This is a genomic window from Nigerium sp. (assembly GCF_039811905.1).
Classification (GTDB): Bacteria; Actinomycetota; Actinomycetes; order Propionibacteriales; family Propionibacteriaceae; genus Propioniciclava.
Genome location: NZ_JBDHZL010000002.1, coordinates 72,468 through 88,160 on the forward strand (window position 1 = coordinate 72,468; position 15,693 = coordinate 88,160).

Genomic DNA, 15,693 nt, shown 5'->3' on the forward strand with positions numbered 1-15,693 from the left:
TCTCAGGGACGGCGCCAGGCGCGATGGTCGCGGGCGAGCATGGCGTGGGCGGACTCGGGGCCCCACGTGCCGGAGGCGTAGCCCTCGGGCTGGTGCTTCTTGGCCGCCCAGTAGTCGAGGATCGGGTCGAGGATCTCCCACGACAACTCCACCTCCCGCGCCTGCGGGAAGAGCGGCGGGTCGCCGAGGAAGACGTCCAGGATCAGCCGCTCGTACGCCTCGGGGCTCGACTCGGCGAACGACGTGCCGTAGGCGAAGTCCATCGTGACGTCGCGGATCTCCATCTGCGTCGCGGGCACCTTGGCCCCGAACCGCAGCGTGATGCCCTCGTCCGGCTGGATGCGCATGACGAGGGAGTTGCTGCCGAGCGCCTCGGTGTCGGTGTCGGTGAACGGCAGGTGCGGGGCCGTGCGCAGGATGAGCGCGATCTCGGTGACGCGGCTCGCGAGCCGCTTGCCCGCCCGCAGATAGAACGGGACGCCGGCCCAGCGCCGGTTGTCGATGTCGACCCTGATCGCCGCGTAGGTCTCGGTCTGGGAGGTTCCGGCGATGCCCTCCTCGTCGAGATAGCCGAGCACCTTCTCGCCGCCGGCCCAGCCGGCGAGGTACTGCCCGCGCGCGGTGTGGGACTTCAGGCTGCGGGGCGGCCGCGTGGCCCCGAGGACCTTCTCCTTCTCCGCCCGGAGTTGGGCCGCGTCGAAGGAGGTCGGCTCCTCCATCGCGGTGAGCGCGAGCAACTGCAGGAGGTGGTTCTGGATGACGTCGCGCGCCGCGCCGATGCCGTCGTAGTAGCCGGCCCGCCCGCCGATGCCGATGTCTTCCGCCATCGTGATCTGGACGTGGTCGACGTAGTTGCGGTTCCAGATCGGCTCGAAGAGCTGGTTCGCGAACCGCAGCGCCAGCAGGTTCTGCACCGTCTCCTTGCCCAGGTAGTGGTCGATGCGGAAGACCGAGTTGGCGCTGAACACGCTCTCGACCTTCTTCTCCAGGTCGATGGCGCTGGCGAGGTTGTGGCCGAACGGCTTCTCGATGACGACGCGGTTCCACGGCGTCTCGACCGACTTGTCGACCATGCGGTGCTTCTCGAGCTGGCTCACGACGATGTCGAACCCGCGCGGCGGGATCGACAGGTAGTAGGCGTGGTTGCCCTCGGTGCCCTGGGTCTCGTCGAGCTCCTGCAGCGTCCGTTTGAGGGACTCGAAGGCCTGGTCGTCGTCGAACGCACCGTTGACGATGCGGATGCCCTCGTTCAACTGGCGCCAGACCTCGTCGCGGAACGGCGTCCGCGCGCGCTCCTGAATAGCCTCGCGACAATAGTTCGCGAACTGCTCGGTGGACCAGTCGCGGCGAGCGAACCCCACCAACCCGAAGCCGGGAGGCAGCAGACCCCGGTTGGCGAGGTCGTAGATGGCCGGCAGCAGCTTCTTGCGCGCCAGGTCGCCGGTCACCCCGAACATCACCAGGGCGCAGGGCCCGGCGACGCGGGGTAGCCGGCGATCCCGAGGGTCGCGCAGCGGGTTGACGTAGGGTCGCTCACTCACGGATGGCTCTCCGATGGGCTACTTGGCGGACGCCTGGGCGTCCTTGACGGACTCGACCAGTTCGTCCCACGACACGACGAACTTCTGGACGCCCTCGTCCTCCAGCACCGCGAACACGTCGTCGAGATCGACGCCGGCCGCTTCGATGGCCGCGAGGATCGCCCGACCCTCGTTGCCCCGACCCTCCATGGTCTCGCCGACCTCGCCGTGATCGGCGAAGGCCTGCATCGTCTTCTCCGGCATCGTGTTGACGCAGCCGTCGACGACCAGGTTGGTCACGTACAGCGTATCCGGCAGCGCCGGGTCCTTCGTGCCCGTGGACGCCCACAGCGGGCGCTGCTTGTTCGCGCCCTTGACCTCGAGCGCCTTGAAGCGCTCCCCGCCGAAGACCTCCTCGAACGCCGAGTAGGCCACCAGGCCGTTCGCGATGCCGGCTTTCGCCTTCAGCTCGTCGTGGTCGCCCAGGCGCTTGTCCACCTCGGTGTCGACGCGCGAGATGAAGAAGGACGCCACCGAGTGGATCGTGGAGAGGTCCTTCCCCGCCTCGGCGGCCTGCTCGAGGCCGGTGAGGTAGGCGTCCATGACCTCGCGGTAGCGATCTTCGGAGAAGATCAGCGTCACGTTGACGGAGATCCCGTTCGCGATGGTCTGGGTGATGGCCGGCAGGCCCTCCTTGGTCGCCGGGATCTTGATGAGCACGTTCTCGCGGTCGACCAGCCCGTGTAGCTCGGCGGCCTGGTCGATGGTGGCCTGCGTCTCGCGGGCGAGCCCCGGCTCGACCTCGATGGAGACGCGGCCGTCGTAGCCGGCGGAGGAGGCGTAGACGTCGGAGAAGAGGTCGCACGCGTTGCGCACGTCGGTGGAGCACAACTGCTTGATCGCGGTCGAGACGTCGGCGTCCGCGAGCTCGGCCACCTGATCGGCGTAGTCGGCGCCGTGCTTCAGCGCGGCCGCGAAAATCGTCGGGTTCGTCGTGACGCCGGAGACCGAGTTCTCCGAGATCAACTGGGCCAGGTTGCCGCTCGTGAGCCGACCCCTGGACAGATCGTCCAGCCAGATGGATACGCCGGCGTCGGCGAGGGCCTTCAATCGCTCGTTCATGAGGTTCTCCCTGAATTGGTTCGTCGCCAGTGGCGGCTGGGGCCGCCCTCGTTTAGAACCCTATCCGGCGCGTGTAACGACTGGAAGCGTCGAGACGGGCGTCGACCCCTCGCTGCACAACCGTCTACACTCATCGCGAGCAGGCGGGAGGGCCATCATTCGTTTTCATTCAGCCGCGGGGGAGACGTCGCAGGTGGCCGCTGAGGCGTCGTCGACGCCCACGGTCGCGGCCACGATGAAGGCCTATCTGGCGTTGACGAAGCCGCGCATCGTCGAGCTGCTGCTCGTCACGACGATCCCCGCGATGTTCCTCGCCGCCGGTCGCATCCCCGAGCCGGCGCTGGTCGCCGTCACCCTGATCGGTGGGGCGATGTCCGCCGCCGGTGCGAATTCGTTCAACTCGATCATCGACCGCGACATCGACGAGCAGATGCGGCGCACGCGGCGGCGTCCGATGGTGCGACACCTGATCCCCAAACGGTCCGCGTACGCGTTCGCGTGGGCGCTGACCGTCGCGTCGACGCTGATCCTCGGGCTGGGGGCGAACTGGCTGTCGGCCGGCCTCGCGCTGCTCGCGACCGCCTATTACGTGTTCGTCTATACGCTGTGGCTGAAGCGCACCACCCCGTCGAACATCGTCTGGGGCGGCATCGCGGGCTGCTTCCCGCCGTTGATCGGGTGGACGGCCGTGACCGACGCGGTCGCGTGGCCGCCCCTGATCCTGTTCCTCATCGTCTTTTGGTGGACGCCGCCGCACACCTGGGCGCTCGGGCTGCGGTACCGCGACGACTACGCGGGCGCGGCGGTGCCGATGCTGCCGGTCGTGAAGGAGGCGCCCTACGTCACCCGGCAGATCCTCGTCTACTCGGTGCTCATGATCGCCACGAGCCTGCTCCTGTGGCCGGTCGCCGGCACCGGCTGGCTGTACCCGGTCGTCGCCGGGGCGATGGGGGTGTGGATCCTCGTCGAGGCCGTTCGGCTCGACCAACGCGCCCGGGCCGGCCAGACGGACGCCGCGCTGCAGCCCATGCGGCTGTTCCACGCGTCGAACACCTACCTGGCCGTCGTCTTCCTCGCCGCCGCGCTCGACCCGCTGATCTCCTGATCCCCCACCCGGCCGGGGCGGGGGAGGGCGAGTTGCAGGTGCGCGAGCGCCGCCACGAAGAGCGTCGTGCCGACCATGTGCCAGAACACAATGCCGAGCGGCAGGTGGTTGAAGTACTGCACGTAGCCGATCACGCCCTGCACGACCTCCACCGCCAGCAGGCCCGCGTAGAGGCGCCGCAGCCGCAGGTCGGCGGCCGTGACGAGCCCGGCGACGGTCAGCGCGACGAGCAGCCACACCGCCCACGCGTGCACCTTCGCCGTGGCCTCGAGCGGCAGGCCGCTGCGCTGCGCCGCACCGTCGCCGGCGTTCGGGCCGGCCCCGGTGACGATCACCCCGAGGAAGATCACGGCGATGCCGAGGAGGCCGATCGCGCGCCCCAGCGTGATGCGGCGTCCGTCGGCGACGACCGGGGGAATGCGGAAGGCGAGGTGCACGAGCTCGACGCACCACCAGATCAGCAGGACGGACGCCACCAGGTGCAGCCCGACCACCCACGGGTTCAACTGCAGCCGCACCGAGATGCCCCCGATGACCGCCTGGGCGATGATGCCCAGGCCGACGTAGACGGTGAGCCGGACGGCGCGGCGGTCGAGGCGTCCGGCACGCACGTGGCGCACGGCGCTCAAGAAGGTGCCGATCGCCACGGCGATCAGCACGAACGTCAGCAGGCGGTTGCCGAACTCGATCAGGCCGTGGACGCCCGACTCGGCGACCGGGGTGTACGAGTCGGGGGTGCAGCGCGGCCACGTCGAGCAGCCGAGGCCCGACTTCGTGAGCCGGACGAGCGACCCCGTCCAGACGATCACGATGTTCGCGATCAGGGACGCCACCGCCCAGCGGCGAAGCGCCCGCGGCGAGCTCAGGAGGTCCATCGGAAGGCCTTTCGTGCGACGAGCCAGAACACGGACGCCCAGGCGGCCAGGACGCCGACGGGCCACAGCGGGGCCCCTCCGGACGCCCACGCGCGCAGCAGCTCGCCGAGCGCGCCGCTGGGCAGGGCCGCGAGCGCCGGGCGCAGGGCCGCCGGGTAGGCCGACACCGGGATCACCAGCGCGCCGCCGGCCGCGACGGCGAGGTAGATGAGGTTCGCGACGGCGAGCGTCGCCTCGGCGCGGAGGCGTCCGGCCAGGGCCAGCGCGGCGCCGGCGAACGCGACCAGGCCGAGCGCGGCGCCGACGAGCGCGAGCAGCGAGCCGAGCGGCCCGGGCGTCGGACGCCAGCCCAGCGCGACCGCCACGACGGCGATCACGACCAACTGAGCCCCCGCGATGGACGCCGTGGCGAGCGCCTTGCCGGCCACCAGGTCCCCGCGCGACAGGGGCGTCGCGGCCAGGCGTTCGAACACGCCGTAGCGGCGCTCGAAGCCGGTGTTGATCGCGAGCGAGGTGAACGACGTCGACCACACGGCCAGCGCGAGCACCGACGCCGGGAACGTGGCCGGGTCGAGCCCGAGGCGTCCGCCGAAGGCCAGGCCGGCCACCAGCAGCGCGATCGGGATGACCAGGGCGAGCAGCAATTGCTCGCCGTTGCGCAGCAGCAGGGACGCCTCCAGCCGCGCGTGCCGCAGCACACGCCGGCCGCGGGGGGCGGCCACGGCGTCCGGGACGAAGGAGAGGCTCACGCGGCACCTCCGCGGGTGTGGGCGAGGAACACGTCCTCCAACGAGCCGGAGCGCGTGAGCTCCGGCACCGAGCCGTCGAGGACGATGCGGCCGGCGTCCATCATCCACACGTGGTCGGCGAGCTTCTCCGCCTCGTCCATCGCGTGGGTGGTCAGCAGGACGGCGACGCCGTCGGCGGCCAGGGACGCGATGAGCTGCCAGACCCGGTGCCGCACGTGCGGGTCGAGCCCGGCGGTGGGCTCGTCGAGGAAGACCAGCGCTGGACGCCCGACGAGGGCGCCCGCGAGGTTCACCAGTTGCTTCTGCCCGCCCGACAGGCGCCGGTAGGGGGTCGAGGCGAAGTCGCCGAGCCCGAGCGCCTCCACCAGGCCCGCGACGGGCTGGGGGCGGGCGTAGAGCGAGGCCAGGTAGGCGAGCAGCTCCGCCGGCCGGACGCCCGACCACGCGCCCGTCGACTGGGGCATCAGCCCGACGCGCGCCGCGACGCCGGGCTCGCCGGGCGAGCCCCCCAGGACGCGGACGCGCCCGGACGCCGGACGCAGCAGCCCCGTGCAACAGCGGATCGTGGTCGTCTTGCCGGCCCCGTTGGGCCCGAGCAGGGCGGTGACGCGGCCGGGGGCGGCGGTGAAGGAGAGGTCGTCGAGGATGCGGCGGCCGCCGAGGTCGACGGTGACCGACTCACACGACAGAGACGGTTCGGGCACCCGGCCAGTCTAGGTGTGCTGGCCGGGTGCCCGAGGTCTGCACGCGCCCGTGGACGCGTTGGTGCGGTGACTAGCGGAGGGAGTCCTCCGTCACGGCGCCGGGATGGGGAATCGCGGAGTCGTCCCCGGACGCCGCGGCCGGCGTCGCGTAGCCCGGCCCGTCGCCGAGGCCGTCGTCGGGCCCGCCCGCGAAGTCGCCGGCGGTGAGCATCCGCTGGTCGATCCGCATCTGGTAGAACGACCGCCACACGAAGAACATCGAGGCCAGGAAGAACACCAGGGCCAGCACGTGCACGAGCGTGGCGTTGCCGCTCGCCGTCAGCGAGACGGCGAGTTCGACCGCCAGCAGGCCGAACAGGGTCGTGAACTTGATGACCGGGTTCAGGGCCACCGAGCTCGTGTCCTTGTACGGGTCGCCGACCGTGTCGCCGACGATGGACGCGTCGTGCAGTTCGGTGCCCTTGGCGTCCAGGTCGACCTCGACGATCTTCTTCGCGTTGTCCCACGCGCCGCCGGCGTTCGCCATGAAGATCGCCTGGTAGAGGCCGAACAGCGCGATCGAGATCAGGTAGCCGATGAAGAAGTACGGCTCCACGAACGCGAAGCTCAGCGTGGCGAAGAAGATGCCCAGGAAGATGTTGAGCATGCCGCGCTGCGCGTACTGCGTGCAGATCTCCACGACCCGGCGGCTGTCGGCCACCGACGCCTTCGTGGCCCCCATGTCGAGCTTGATGTTGTCCTTGATGAACTCCACCGCGCGGAACGAGCCCGTCGTCACGGCCTGCATCGAGGCGCCCGTGAACCAGTAGATGATCGCGCCGCCGGTGATGAGGCCGAGCAGGAACGGCGCGTGCAGCAGCGACAGGTTCGCGATCGCGGCCTGGTCGGTGAGCCCGGCCGTCAGGCCGACGATGATCGAGAAGATCATCGTCGTCGCGCCGACGACCGCCGTGCCGATGAGCACGGGCTTGGCGGTCGCCTTGAACGTGTTGCCGGCGCCGTCGTTCTCCTCCAGGAGGCGCTTCGCGCGATCCCAGTTCACGTCGAAGCCGTTGTCGCGGCGGATCTCGTCGTCGACGCCCTCGAGCTCCTCGATCGTGGAGAGCTCGTAGACCGACTGCGCGTTGTCGGTGACCGGGCCGTAGGAGTCGACCGCGATCGTCACCGGGCCCATGCCCAGGAAGCCGAACGCGACCAGGCCGAACGCGAACACGGCCGGGGCGACCATCATCGCGCCGAGGCCGAGCGTCGAGATGAAGTACGCCACCCCCATGAGGCCGATGATCGCCAGGCCCAGCCAGTAGGCGCTGAAGTTGCCCGCGACCAGGCCGGAGAGGATGTCGAGGGACGCCCCGCCCTGGTTGGCCGACTTCACGACCTCCTCGACGTGCCGGCTCTTCACCGACGTGAAGACCTTCACGAGCTCGGGGATCAACGCGCCGGCCAGCGTGCCGCACGAGATGATCGTGGCGAGCTTCCACCAGAGGCTGTCGCCGCCGTCGACCGCGAGGATCGTCGCGTTGGACGGGCCGATCAGGAAGTACGAGGTGAGGTAGGACAGGGCGATCGAGGTGAGCGAGGTGATCCACACCAGGTTGGTGAGCGGACGCTCGAAGTCCATCTCGTCGGCGTCCGCGTAGCGCGCCTTGGTGATGGCCGCGTTGGCCCCGTAGGAGAGGCCGGACGCGATGACCATGATCGCGCGGATGAAGAAGATCCAGACCAGCAGCGTCGACTGCAGGACGGGGTTGGTGGCCGGCACGGCCAGCATCACGAACGTGACCAGGGCCACGCCGGTGACGCCGTAGGTCTCGAAGCCGTCGGCCGACGGGCCGACCGAGTCGCCCGCGTTGTCGCCGGTGCAGTCGGCGATGACGCCGGGGTTGCGGGCGTCGTCCTCCTTGATCTTGAAGACGATCTTCATGAGGTCGGAGCCGACGTCGGCGATCTTGGTGAAGATGCCGCCGGCGATGCGCAGGGCGGAGGCGCCGAGGCTCTCGCCGATCGCGAACCCGATGAAGCACGAGCCGGCGATCTCGCCGGGCAGGAACAGCAGGATCACCAGCATCATGAAGAGCTCGACCGAGATCAGCATCATGCCGACGCTCATGCCCGAGCGCATCGGGATGTCGTGGCACGCGTACGGCTTGCCGCGCAGCGAGGCGAACGCCGTGCGGCTGTTCGCGAACGTGTTCACCCGGATGCCGTACCAGGCGATCGCGTAGCTGCCGGCCATGCCGATCAGGGAGAACGCCAAGATGATGAAGACCTGCCCCCAGCCGGAGCCGGCGAGGAACTTGAAGTAGACGAAGATGACCGTGCCGATGAAGACCCACAGCAGCAGCAGGAACTTGCCCTGCTGCTCCAGATACGCCTTACACGTCTCGTAGATGAGTTCGGAGATCTCCCGCATGGACGCGTGCACCGGCAGCCGCTTCAGCTGCAGGTAGGTCGCCAGGCCGAAGATCAGGCCGGCCGCGCACACGATGAGGCCGAGCAGAAGCAGGACGCGGCCGCTGACGGCCCCGTTGAAGAACATCGCGTCGCCGAGGTTCGGCAGGTGGATGTTCGCCTCGCCGCCCCCGTGCCCGGACGCCGGGGTGGCGGGAGTACCGGAGCAGGCCGCCAAGGGGATGGCCGATGCTGCCGCGAGGAATGCCTTGACCCGGCCGCGCATCCGTGCGGGCGCCCGATCGGCGATGGGTTGCTGCGTTGTCACTGTTCGTCCTTGATAGGAGTGCTTGAGACGGCCCTGGTTCGGCGCTTCCGCGGCTGAGCCCAGAGTCGGCTTCACGATAAACGCCGAGGGGTGTTCGCCACCCTCGCATCGCGATCCTGAGACTGTCTTGACCACGAGTAGTTCGGTCTTCATCCAACGCGCGCTCGCGGGCCGGCGCGGTCGCCCGCACGCGCGGGGTCGCGAGCGCGCGCCGGGCGCCGCGGGCGTCCGTCGGCCGCCCAGCAGGCGGACGCCGTTGCGTGGCTCCGTCTTTTTCGCAAGAATGTCGTTGTGAAAAACGTGGACGAGTTGGCCCCTCGGAGCGTTGAGGCGCTCACCGAGGACGCGTCCACGCGCGAGCGGGTCGTGCGCTCCGTCTTGGAGCACGGGCCGTCGACGGCGGCGGAGCTCGCGGAGCGGCTCGGGCTGACGCCCGCGGCCGTCCGGCGTCACCTCGGCGTCCTGGTCGGCATCGGCCACCTCCTCACCCGCGAGCAGCGGGTGTATGGGCAGCGGGGGCGCGGGCGTCCGGCGAAGGTCTTCGTCTTGACGGACGCCGGCCGCGAAGAGTTCCACAAGTCCTACGACCAGTTGGCCGTGAAGTCGCTGGCGTTCCTGGCGGAGCGCAGCGGGCCCGACGCGGTCGCCGAGTTCGCCGACACCGTGATGGCGGAACTCGAGACCCGGTTCGAGCAGGTGGGGGAATACCCCACGCAGGCCGACGCGTTGGTCGAGGTATTGACGGCCGAAGGGTACGTCGCCTCGTTGCGGCCGGTGCCTTCCGGACGCCAGCTGTGCCAGTTCCACTGCCCGGTCGCCCACGTGGCCCGGGAGTTCCCCGAGCTGTGCGCCGCCGAGACGCGGGTGTTCGCCCGGGTGCTCGGCTCGCACGTGCAACGGCTCGCCACCATCGCCCATGGTGACGGGGTGTGCACCACGCACATCCCGCACAAGGTCGGAAAGGATCAAACATGACGCAGACCCAGGCACCCGGCACCGGGTCGACCCAGGACGAGCACCTCGAGGCACTCGGCAACTACCGCTTCGGGTGGCACGACAGCGACGTCGCGGGCGCGAGCGCCCAGCGCGGCCTGAACGAGGCCGTCGTCCGCGACATCTCCGCCCTCAAGAGCGAGCCGGAGTGGATGCTCGAGCGCCGCCTGAAGGGCCTGAAGCTCTTCGGCCGCAAGCCGCTGCCCACGTGGGGCGCCGACCTGTCGGACATCGACTTCGACAACATCAAGTACTTCGTGCGCTCGACCGAGCAGCAGGCCGCCTCGTGGGAGGAACTGCCGGAGGACATCAAGAACACCTACGACCGCCTCGGCATCCCCGAGGCCGAGAAGCAGCGCCTCGTGGCGGGCGTCGCGGCCCAGTACGAGTCCGAGGTGGTCTACCACAAGATCAACGAGGAGCTGGAGCGACAGGGCGTCATCTTCCTCGACACGGACACGGGCCTGAAGGAGCACCCTGAGATCTTCGAGGAGTACTTCGGCTCGGTGATCCCGGTCGGCGACAACAAGTTCGCGTCGCTGAACACGGCGGTCTGGTCGGGCGGCTCGTTCATCTACGTGCCGAAGGGCGTCCACGTGACGATCCCGCTGCAGGCCTACTTCCGCATCAACACCGAGAACATGGGCCAGTTCGAGCGGACGCTGATCATCGCCGACGAGGATTCGTACGTCCACTACGTCGAGGGCTGCACGGCCCCGATCTACAAGTCTGACTCGCTGCACTCCGCGGTCGTGGAGATCGTGGTGAAGAAGAACGCCCGCGTCCGGTACACGACGATCCAGAACTGGTCGAACAACGTGTACAACCTGGTCACCAAGCGCGCCACCTGCGAGGAGGGCGCGACGATGGAGTGGGTCGACGGCAACATCGGCTCGAAGGTCACCATGAAGTACCCGGCCGTCTGGCTGCTCGGCGAGCACGCGAAGGGCGAGACGCTCTCGATCGCGTTCGCCGGCGAGGGCCAGCATCAGGACACCGGCTCGAAGATGGTGCACGCCGCGCCGCACACGTCGAGCTCGATCATCTCGAAGTCCGTCGCGCGGAGCGGCGGGCGGGCGTCCTACCGCGGCCTCGTCCACGTGAACGAGGGGGCGTCGCATTCGGCGTCCAGCGTGAAGTGCGACGCGCTGCTGGTGGACAACGTCAGCCGGTCCGACACGTACCCGTACGTGGACGTCCGGGAGGACGACGTGAGCATGGCCCACGAGGCCACCGTGTCGAAGGTGAGCGACGACCAGCTCTTCTACCTGATGAGCCGCGGCATGGGGGAGGACGAGGCCATGGCGATGATCGTGCGCGGCTTCGTCGAGCCCATCGCCCGCGAGCTGCCGATGGAGTACGCGCTGGAGCTGAACCGCCTCATCGAGCTGCAGATGGAAGGCGCGGTCGGCTGAGTTGAGCACGGAGATCCTGGACAGAGAAGAGAAGATGAGCACGAACGTCGCCGAGGCCGCCGAAGCGGTCGAGTCGCACCTGCACCCCACGCCCTCCTGGTCGGTGGACGATCACCCGACGCCGACCGGGCTGGAGGAGATCTGGCGCTTCACCCCGCTGCACCGCATGAAGGCCCTGCTGGGCGGCGAGCCCACGGGAGACCGCCTGGCGTGGGAGCAGTCGATCCCCGAGGGAGTCTCGGTGTCCACGATCGACGAGGACGCCGCGCGCGGCCTGGCCGTCGAGGCGCCGGTGGACCGGGTCTCGTCGCTGGCCGCGGCGAACGCGACCGGCGGAGCCGTCCTGGTCGACATCCCGGCGAACGCGGAGATCACCGAGCCGGTGTCCCTGACCCTCACGGGCCAGGGGGGCACGGTGTTCGGCCATACGCTGGTGCAGGTGGGGGCGAACGCCCGCGCGACGATCGTCATCCGGCACGAGGGGTCCGCCGCCTACGCCGGCAAGATGGACATCCGGGTCGGCGACGGCGCGGCGATCAACTTCGTGAGCGTCCAGGACTGGGCGGATGACGCGGTGCACGGCGGGCAGACCTCCTTCCTCGTCGGCCGGGACGCCGAGGTGCGGACCGTGACGGTGAGCCTGGGCGGCGACGTCGTCCGGCTGGCGGAGACGGCGCGCTTCGCCGGCCCCGGCGGGTCGCTGGAGCAGTTCGGCCTCTACTTCGTGGACGCCGGGCAGCACATCGAGCATCGGCTGTTCGTCGACCACAACACCCCGAAGACGAAGAGCAACGTCGACTACCGCGGCGCCCTGCAGGGCGAGAACGCCCACTCGGTGTGGGTCGGCGACGTGCTGATCCGCAAGGCGGCCGAGGGCATCGAGACGTACGAGGCCAACAAGAACCTCGTGCTGACCGACGGCTGCCAGGCCGACTCGGTGCCGAACCTCGAGATCCAGACCGGCGAGATCGTCGGCGCGGGCCACAGCTCGACGACCGGCCGCTTCGACGACGAGCAGCTCTTCTACCTCACGTCGCGAGGCATCGACCCCGTCGAGGCGAAGCGCCTGGTGGTGCACGGGTTCTTCACCGACATCATCCGTCGCGTCGGCGTCCCCGAGCTGGAGGAGAAGCTGACCCAAGACATCGAGGCGGAGCTCGCCGCGACCGTCGGCAAGGGCGACGCATGAGCTACGCGAAGGCGTGCGCGGCGTCCGAACTGGAGTTGGACAAGCCGTTCTCGGTGGACGTGAACGGCACGCTCGTCGCGATCGTCCAGACCGAGGACGGGCTGTTCGCGATCTACGACGAGTGCAGCCACGCGCGCGTGATGCTGAGCCTCGGCGAGGTGGAGAGCGACACGCTCGAGTGCTTCGCCCACGGGTCGCGCTTCGACCTCGCGTCGGGCTACCCGCTCGACCTGCCGGCCACGCGGCCGGTCCCCGTCTACCCCGTCAAGATCGAGGGTGACGACGTGCTCGTCGACCTCGACAACCCGATCGAAACTCAGGAGCCGTAAGCAATGTCCCTCGTCATCAACGACCTGCACGTCGACGTCGAGACCGAATCCGGTCCGAAGCAGATCCTCAAGGGCGTGAACCTCACCATCGACCAGGGCGAGGTGCACGCGATCATGGGTCCGAACGGGTCGGGCAAGTCGACGTTGGCCTACAGCCTCGCGGGTCACCCGAAGTACACCATCACGTCCGGCACCGTCACGCTCGACGGCGTCGAACTGCAGGACCTCACGGTCGACGAGCGCGCTCGCGCGGGCCTGTTCCTCGCGATGCAGTACCCGGTCGAGGTGCCGGGCGTCTCCGTCGCGAACTTCCTGCGCTCGGCGAAGACCGCGCTGACCGGCGAGGCCCCCAAGGTGCGCACCTGGGTGAAGGACGTGAATGCGGCGCTGTCGAACCTGCAGCTCGATTCGTCCTTCGCGCAGCGCTCGCTGAACGAGGGGTTCTCCGGCGGCGAGAAGAAGCGCAACGAGATCGCGCAGCTCGAGCTGCTGAACCCGAAGTACGCCGTGTTGGACGAGACCGACTCCGGCCTCGACATCGACGCGCTGCGCATCGTGGCCGACGGTGTGAACCGCTACATGGACCAGCGCGACCGCGGCGTCGTGCTGATCACCCACTACACGCGCATCCTGCGCTACATCAAGCCCGACCAGGTGCACGTGTTCGTCGACGGCCGCATCGTGGCCGACGGCGGCCCCGAGCTGGGCGAGCAGCTCGAGGTCGAGGGCTACGACCGCTTCGTGAGCGCGGCGAAGGCCGATGCCTGATACCCAGGTGAAGGCTCCGGTCAGCCGGGACGCGTTCCGGCTGGCCGACCGGGTGCGCCCCGATTTCCCGATCTTCGAGCGGACGGTCGGGGACTATCCGCTGTCCTACCTCGACTCGGGCAACACCTCGCAGAAGCCCCGGGTCGTCGTGGACGCCGTCGCCGACCACTACCTGCACCACAACGCGAACGTGGCCCGCGCCATGCACCTGCTGGGCGGGGAGGCCACGGCCGCCTTCGAGGGGGCGCGGGCGAAGGTCGCGGCGTTCGTGGGGGCGCGTCCCGAAGAGATCGTGTTCGCCAAGAACGCCTCCGAGGCGCTCAACCTGTGCGCGCACACGCTCGGCGAGCACCTCCGCCTGGGCCCGGGCGACGAGGTGGTGATCTCCGAGATGGAGCACCACTCCAACATCGTCCCCTGGCAGTTGCTGTGCGAGCGCACCGGGGCGACGCTGCGCTGGTTCGGCGTCACGGACGAGGGGCGGCTCGACCTCGAGCGCGCCGACGCCGAGGGCCTCCTCAACGAGCGGACGCGCGTCGTCTCGACCGCGTGGGTGAGCAACGTGCTGGGCACGGTGAACCCGCTGCCCGAGATCGCGCGCCGTGCGCACGCCGTCGGGGCGATCGTGATCGCGGACGGCTCGCAGGGCATCCCACAGCTGCCGACCGACGTGGCGTCCCTCGGCGTCGACCTGCTCGCGTTCACCGGCCACAAGATGGTGGGGCCGACCGGCATCGGCGTCCTGTGGGGCCGCTACGACCTGCTCGAGCAGTTGCCGCCGTTCCTCGGCGGCGGCGAGATGATCGAGGTCGTCACGATGGAGAAGTCGACGTTCGCGCGTCCTCCGGCCCGGTTCGAGGCCGGGACACCGCCGATCGCTCAGGCGGTCGGGCTCGGCGCCGCGGTGGACTACCTGACCGAGGTCGGGATGGAGAACGTCGCCGCCCACGAGCACGCGATCACGGCCCTGATGCTGGAGCGCCTGCGCGAGATCGACGGCGTCCGGATCCTCGGGCCGGCGGAGCCGGTCGACAGGGGCGGCGCGGTGTCGTTCACGCTGACCGCGGCCGGCGGGCTCGAGGTGCACCCGCACGACATCATGCAGTTCCTCGACAGCCGGGGCGTCGCCGTGCGCGGCGGACACCACTGCGCGAGGCCGCTGCACCGGCGGTTCGGGATCCAGAGCTCGACGCGGGCGTCCGCGTACCTGTACACGACGCCCGACGAGGTGGACGCCCTCGTCGCCGCCCTGATCTACACGCGCGACTTCTTCGGAGGGAAGCGATGAGCGTCGAACAGATGTACCAGGAGATCATCCTCGACCACTACCGGGAGAAGCATCACGCGGGGCTCCGCGACCCGTTCGAGGCCGAGGTGACCCACGTGAACCCGTCGTGCGGCGACGAGATCATGCTGCGCGTCCATCTGGACGGCGACGTGGTCACCGACGTGAGCTACGACGCCGTGGGGTGCTCGATCTCGCAGGCGTCCACGTCCGTGATGACCGACCTGGTCATCGGCAAGAGCGTCGCCGACGGGCTCGAGCTCTTCGACGATTTCCAAGAAATGATGCACTCGCAAGGGGAGATGGAGCCTGACGAGGACGTCCTCGAGGACGGTATCGCCTTCGTCGGCGTCGCCAAGTTCCCCGCCCGCGTGAAGTGCGCGATGTTGGGCTGGTCGGCGTGGAAGGACGCCGTCGCCCAGGCTGTCAGCAAGGAGGAGGCCTCATGACCGAGCAGCACACGACCGAGCGAACCACGACCGAACAGGCTGCGGCGACGGGCGATCCCCGTCCGTCGGACCTCGTCCGCGACGAACTTCCGGACGCCTCCGCGGACAGCTTCCGGCCGTCGATCGAGGACCTGGAGGAGGCGATGCGCGACGTCGTCGACCCCGAGTTGATGGTGAACGTCGTCGACCTGGGCCTCGTCTACGGCATCTCGCTCGACGACGACAACAACGCGACGGTCGACATGACCCTCACGTCGCCGACCTGCCCGCTGACCGACCGGCTGGAGTACGACACCCAGTTGGCGATGGAGGGGCTGGTCAACTCGGTGACGATCAACTGGGTGTGGCTGCCGCCGTGGACGCTGGACAAGATCACCGAGGATGGCCGCGAGCAACTGCGCGCCATCGGCTTCAGCATCTGACGCCGGTCGCGCGCCGGCCTACCCGCCGCGCGATTCCGATCGGGGACGC

15 protein-coding genes are annotated in these 15,693 nt (G+C 69.4%); 9 read left to right on the forward strand and 6 right to left on the reverse strand.

Annotated elements, in window-relative coordinates:
• Window positions 1-2: 2 nt before the first annotated feature.
• Both zwf and tal read right to left on the reverse strand, forming a co-directional pair.
• A complete protein-coding gene (gene zwf / locus WMJ97_RS01080; RefSeq protein ID WP_347347103.1) occupies window positions 3-1,541 on the reverse strand; it encodes a glucose-6-phosphate dehydrogenase in 1,539 nt (512 codons plus the stop codon).
• A gap of 18 nt (window positions 1,542-1,559) precedes the next feature.
• The gene (tal, locus tag WMJ97_RS01085; protein ID WP_347347104.1) at window positions 1,560-2,642 is read right to left on the reverse strand and encodes a transaldolase; all 1,083 of its coding nucleotides are present in this window, start codon (window positions 2,640-2,642) and stop codon (window positions 1,560-1,562) included.
• A 154-nt stretch (window positions 2,643-2,796) separates the two neighbouring features.
• Here tal and WMJ97_RS01090 point away from each other — a divergent pair, with 154 nt between their 5' ends.
• Entirely contained in the window at window positions 2,797-3,747 is a 951-nt protein-coding gene (locus WMJ97_RS01090) for a heme o synthase (protein ID WP_347347149.1), read from the forward strand.
• Here WMJ97_RS01090 and WMJ97_RS01095 read toward each other — a convergent pair.
• From WMJ97_RS01095 to WMJ97_RS01110, 4 genes are all read right to left on the reverse strand, one after another.
• Window positions 3,696-4,622, reverse strand: coding sequence for a COX15/CtaA family protein (locus WMJ97_RS01095; protein ID WP_347347105.1), 927 nt, complete (start codon window positions 4,620-4,622; stop codon window positions 3,696-3,698). The genes WMJ97_RS01090 and WMJ97_RS01095 overlap by 52 nt on opposite strands.
• Window positions 4,610-5,371: an ABC transporter permease gene (locus WMJ97_RS01100; protein WP_347347106.1), complete on the reverse strand. Its 762-nt coding sequence runs from the start codon at window positions 5,369-5,371 to the stop codon at window positions 4,610-4,612. The genes WMJ97_RS01095 and WMJ97_RS01100 overlap by 13 nt, the downstream gene beginning before the upstream one ends.
• The gene (locus WMJ97_RS01105) at window positions 5,368-6,075 is read right to left on the reverse strand and encodes an ABC transporter ATP-binding protein (RefSeq protein WP_347347107.1); all 708 of its coding nucleotides are present in this window, start codon (window positions 6,073-6,075) and stop codon (window positions 5,368-5,370) included. Before WMJ97_RS01105 ends, WMJ97_RS01100 begins: the two co-directional genes overlap by 4 nt.
• A 70-nt stretch (window positions 6,076-6,145) precedes the next feature.
• A complete protein-coding gene (locus WMJ97_RS01110; protein WP_347347108.1) occupies window positions 6,146-8,794 on the reverse strand; it encodes a sodium-translocating pyrophosphatase in 2,649 nt (882 codons plus the stop codon).
• A gap of 291 nt (window positions 8,795-9,085) precedes the next feature.
• On the opposite strand from WMJ97_RS01110, the gene WMJ97_RS01115 reads away from it, so the two are divergent.
• The 8 genes from WMJ97_RS01115 to WMJ97_RS01150 are packed head-to-tail and all read left to right on the forward strand — an operon-like array spanning window position 9,086 to window position 15,644.
• A complete protein-coding gene (locus WMJ97_RS01115; RefSeq protein WP_347347109.1) occupies window positions 9,086-9,769 on the forward strand; it encodes a metalloregulator ArsR/SmtB family transcription factor in 684 nt (227 codons plus the stop codon).
• Window positions 9,766-11,202 carry a Fe-S cluster assembly protein SufB gene (gene sufB, locus WMJ97_RS01120; protein ID WP_347347110.1) on the forward strand — a complete coding sequence of 479 codons (1,437 nt, stop codon included), beginning with the start codon at window positions 9,766-9,768 and terminating at the stop codon, window positions 11,200-11,202. Before WMJ97_RS01115 ends, sufB begins: the two co-directional genes overlap by 4 nt.
• Before the next feature lie 34 nt (window positions 11,203-11,236).
• A complete protein-coding gene (gene sufD / locus WMJ97_RS01125; RefSeq protein ID WP_347347111.1) occupies window positions 11,237-12,391 on the forward strand; it encodes a Fe-S cluster assembly protein SufD in 1,155 nt (384 codons plus the stop codon).
• A complete protein-coding gene (locus tag WMJ97_RS01130; RefSeq protein ID WP_347347112.1) occupies window positions 12,388-12,720 on the forward strand; it encodes a non-heme iron oxygenase ferredoxin subunit in 333 nt (110 codons plus the stop codon). The genes sufD and WMJ97_RS01130 overlap by 4 nt, the downstream gene beginning before the upstream one ends.
• A gap of 3 nt (window positions 12,721-12,723) precedes the next feature.
• Window positions 12,724-13,488: a Fe-S cluster assembly ATPase SufC gene (gene sufC, locus WMJ97_RS01135; RefSeq protein WP_347347113.1), complete on the forward strand. Its 765-nt coding sequence runs from the start codon at window positions 12,724-12,726 to the stop codon at window positions 13,486-13,488.
• Entirely contained in the window at window positions 13,481-14,776 is a 1,296-nt protein-coding gene (locus WMJ97_RS01140) for a cysteine desulfurase (RefSeq protein WP_347347114.1), read from the forward strand. The genes sufC and WMJ97_RS01140 overlap by 8 nt, the downstream gene beginning before the upstream one ends.
• Complete coding sequence (gene sufU, locus WMJ97_RS01145) at window positions 14,773-15,222, forward strand: Fe-S cluster assembly sulfur transfer protein SufU (RefSeq protein WP_347347115.1); 450 nt, start codon at window positions 14,773-14,775, stop codon at window positions 15,220-15,222. Before WMJ97_RS01140 ends, sufU begins: the two co-directional genes overlap by 4 nt.
• Entirely contained in the window at window positions 15,219-15,644 is a 426-nt protein-coding gene (locus WMJ97_RS01150) for a metal-sulfur cluster assembly factor (protein ID WP_347347116.1), read from the forward strand. The genes sufU and WMJ97_RS01150 overlap by 4 nt, the downstream gene beginning before the upstream one ends.
• Window positions 15,645-15,693 lie beyond the last annotated feature (49 nt).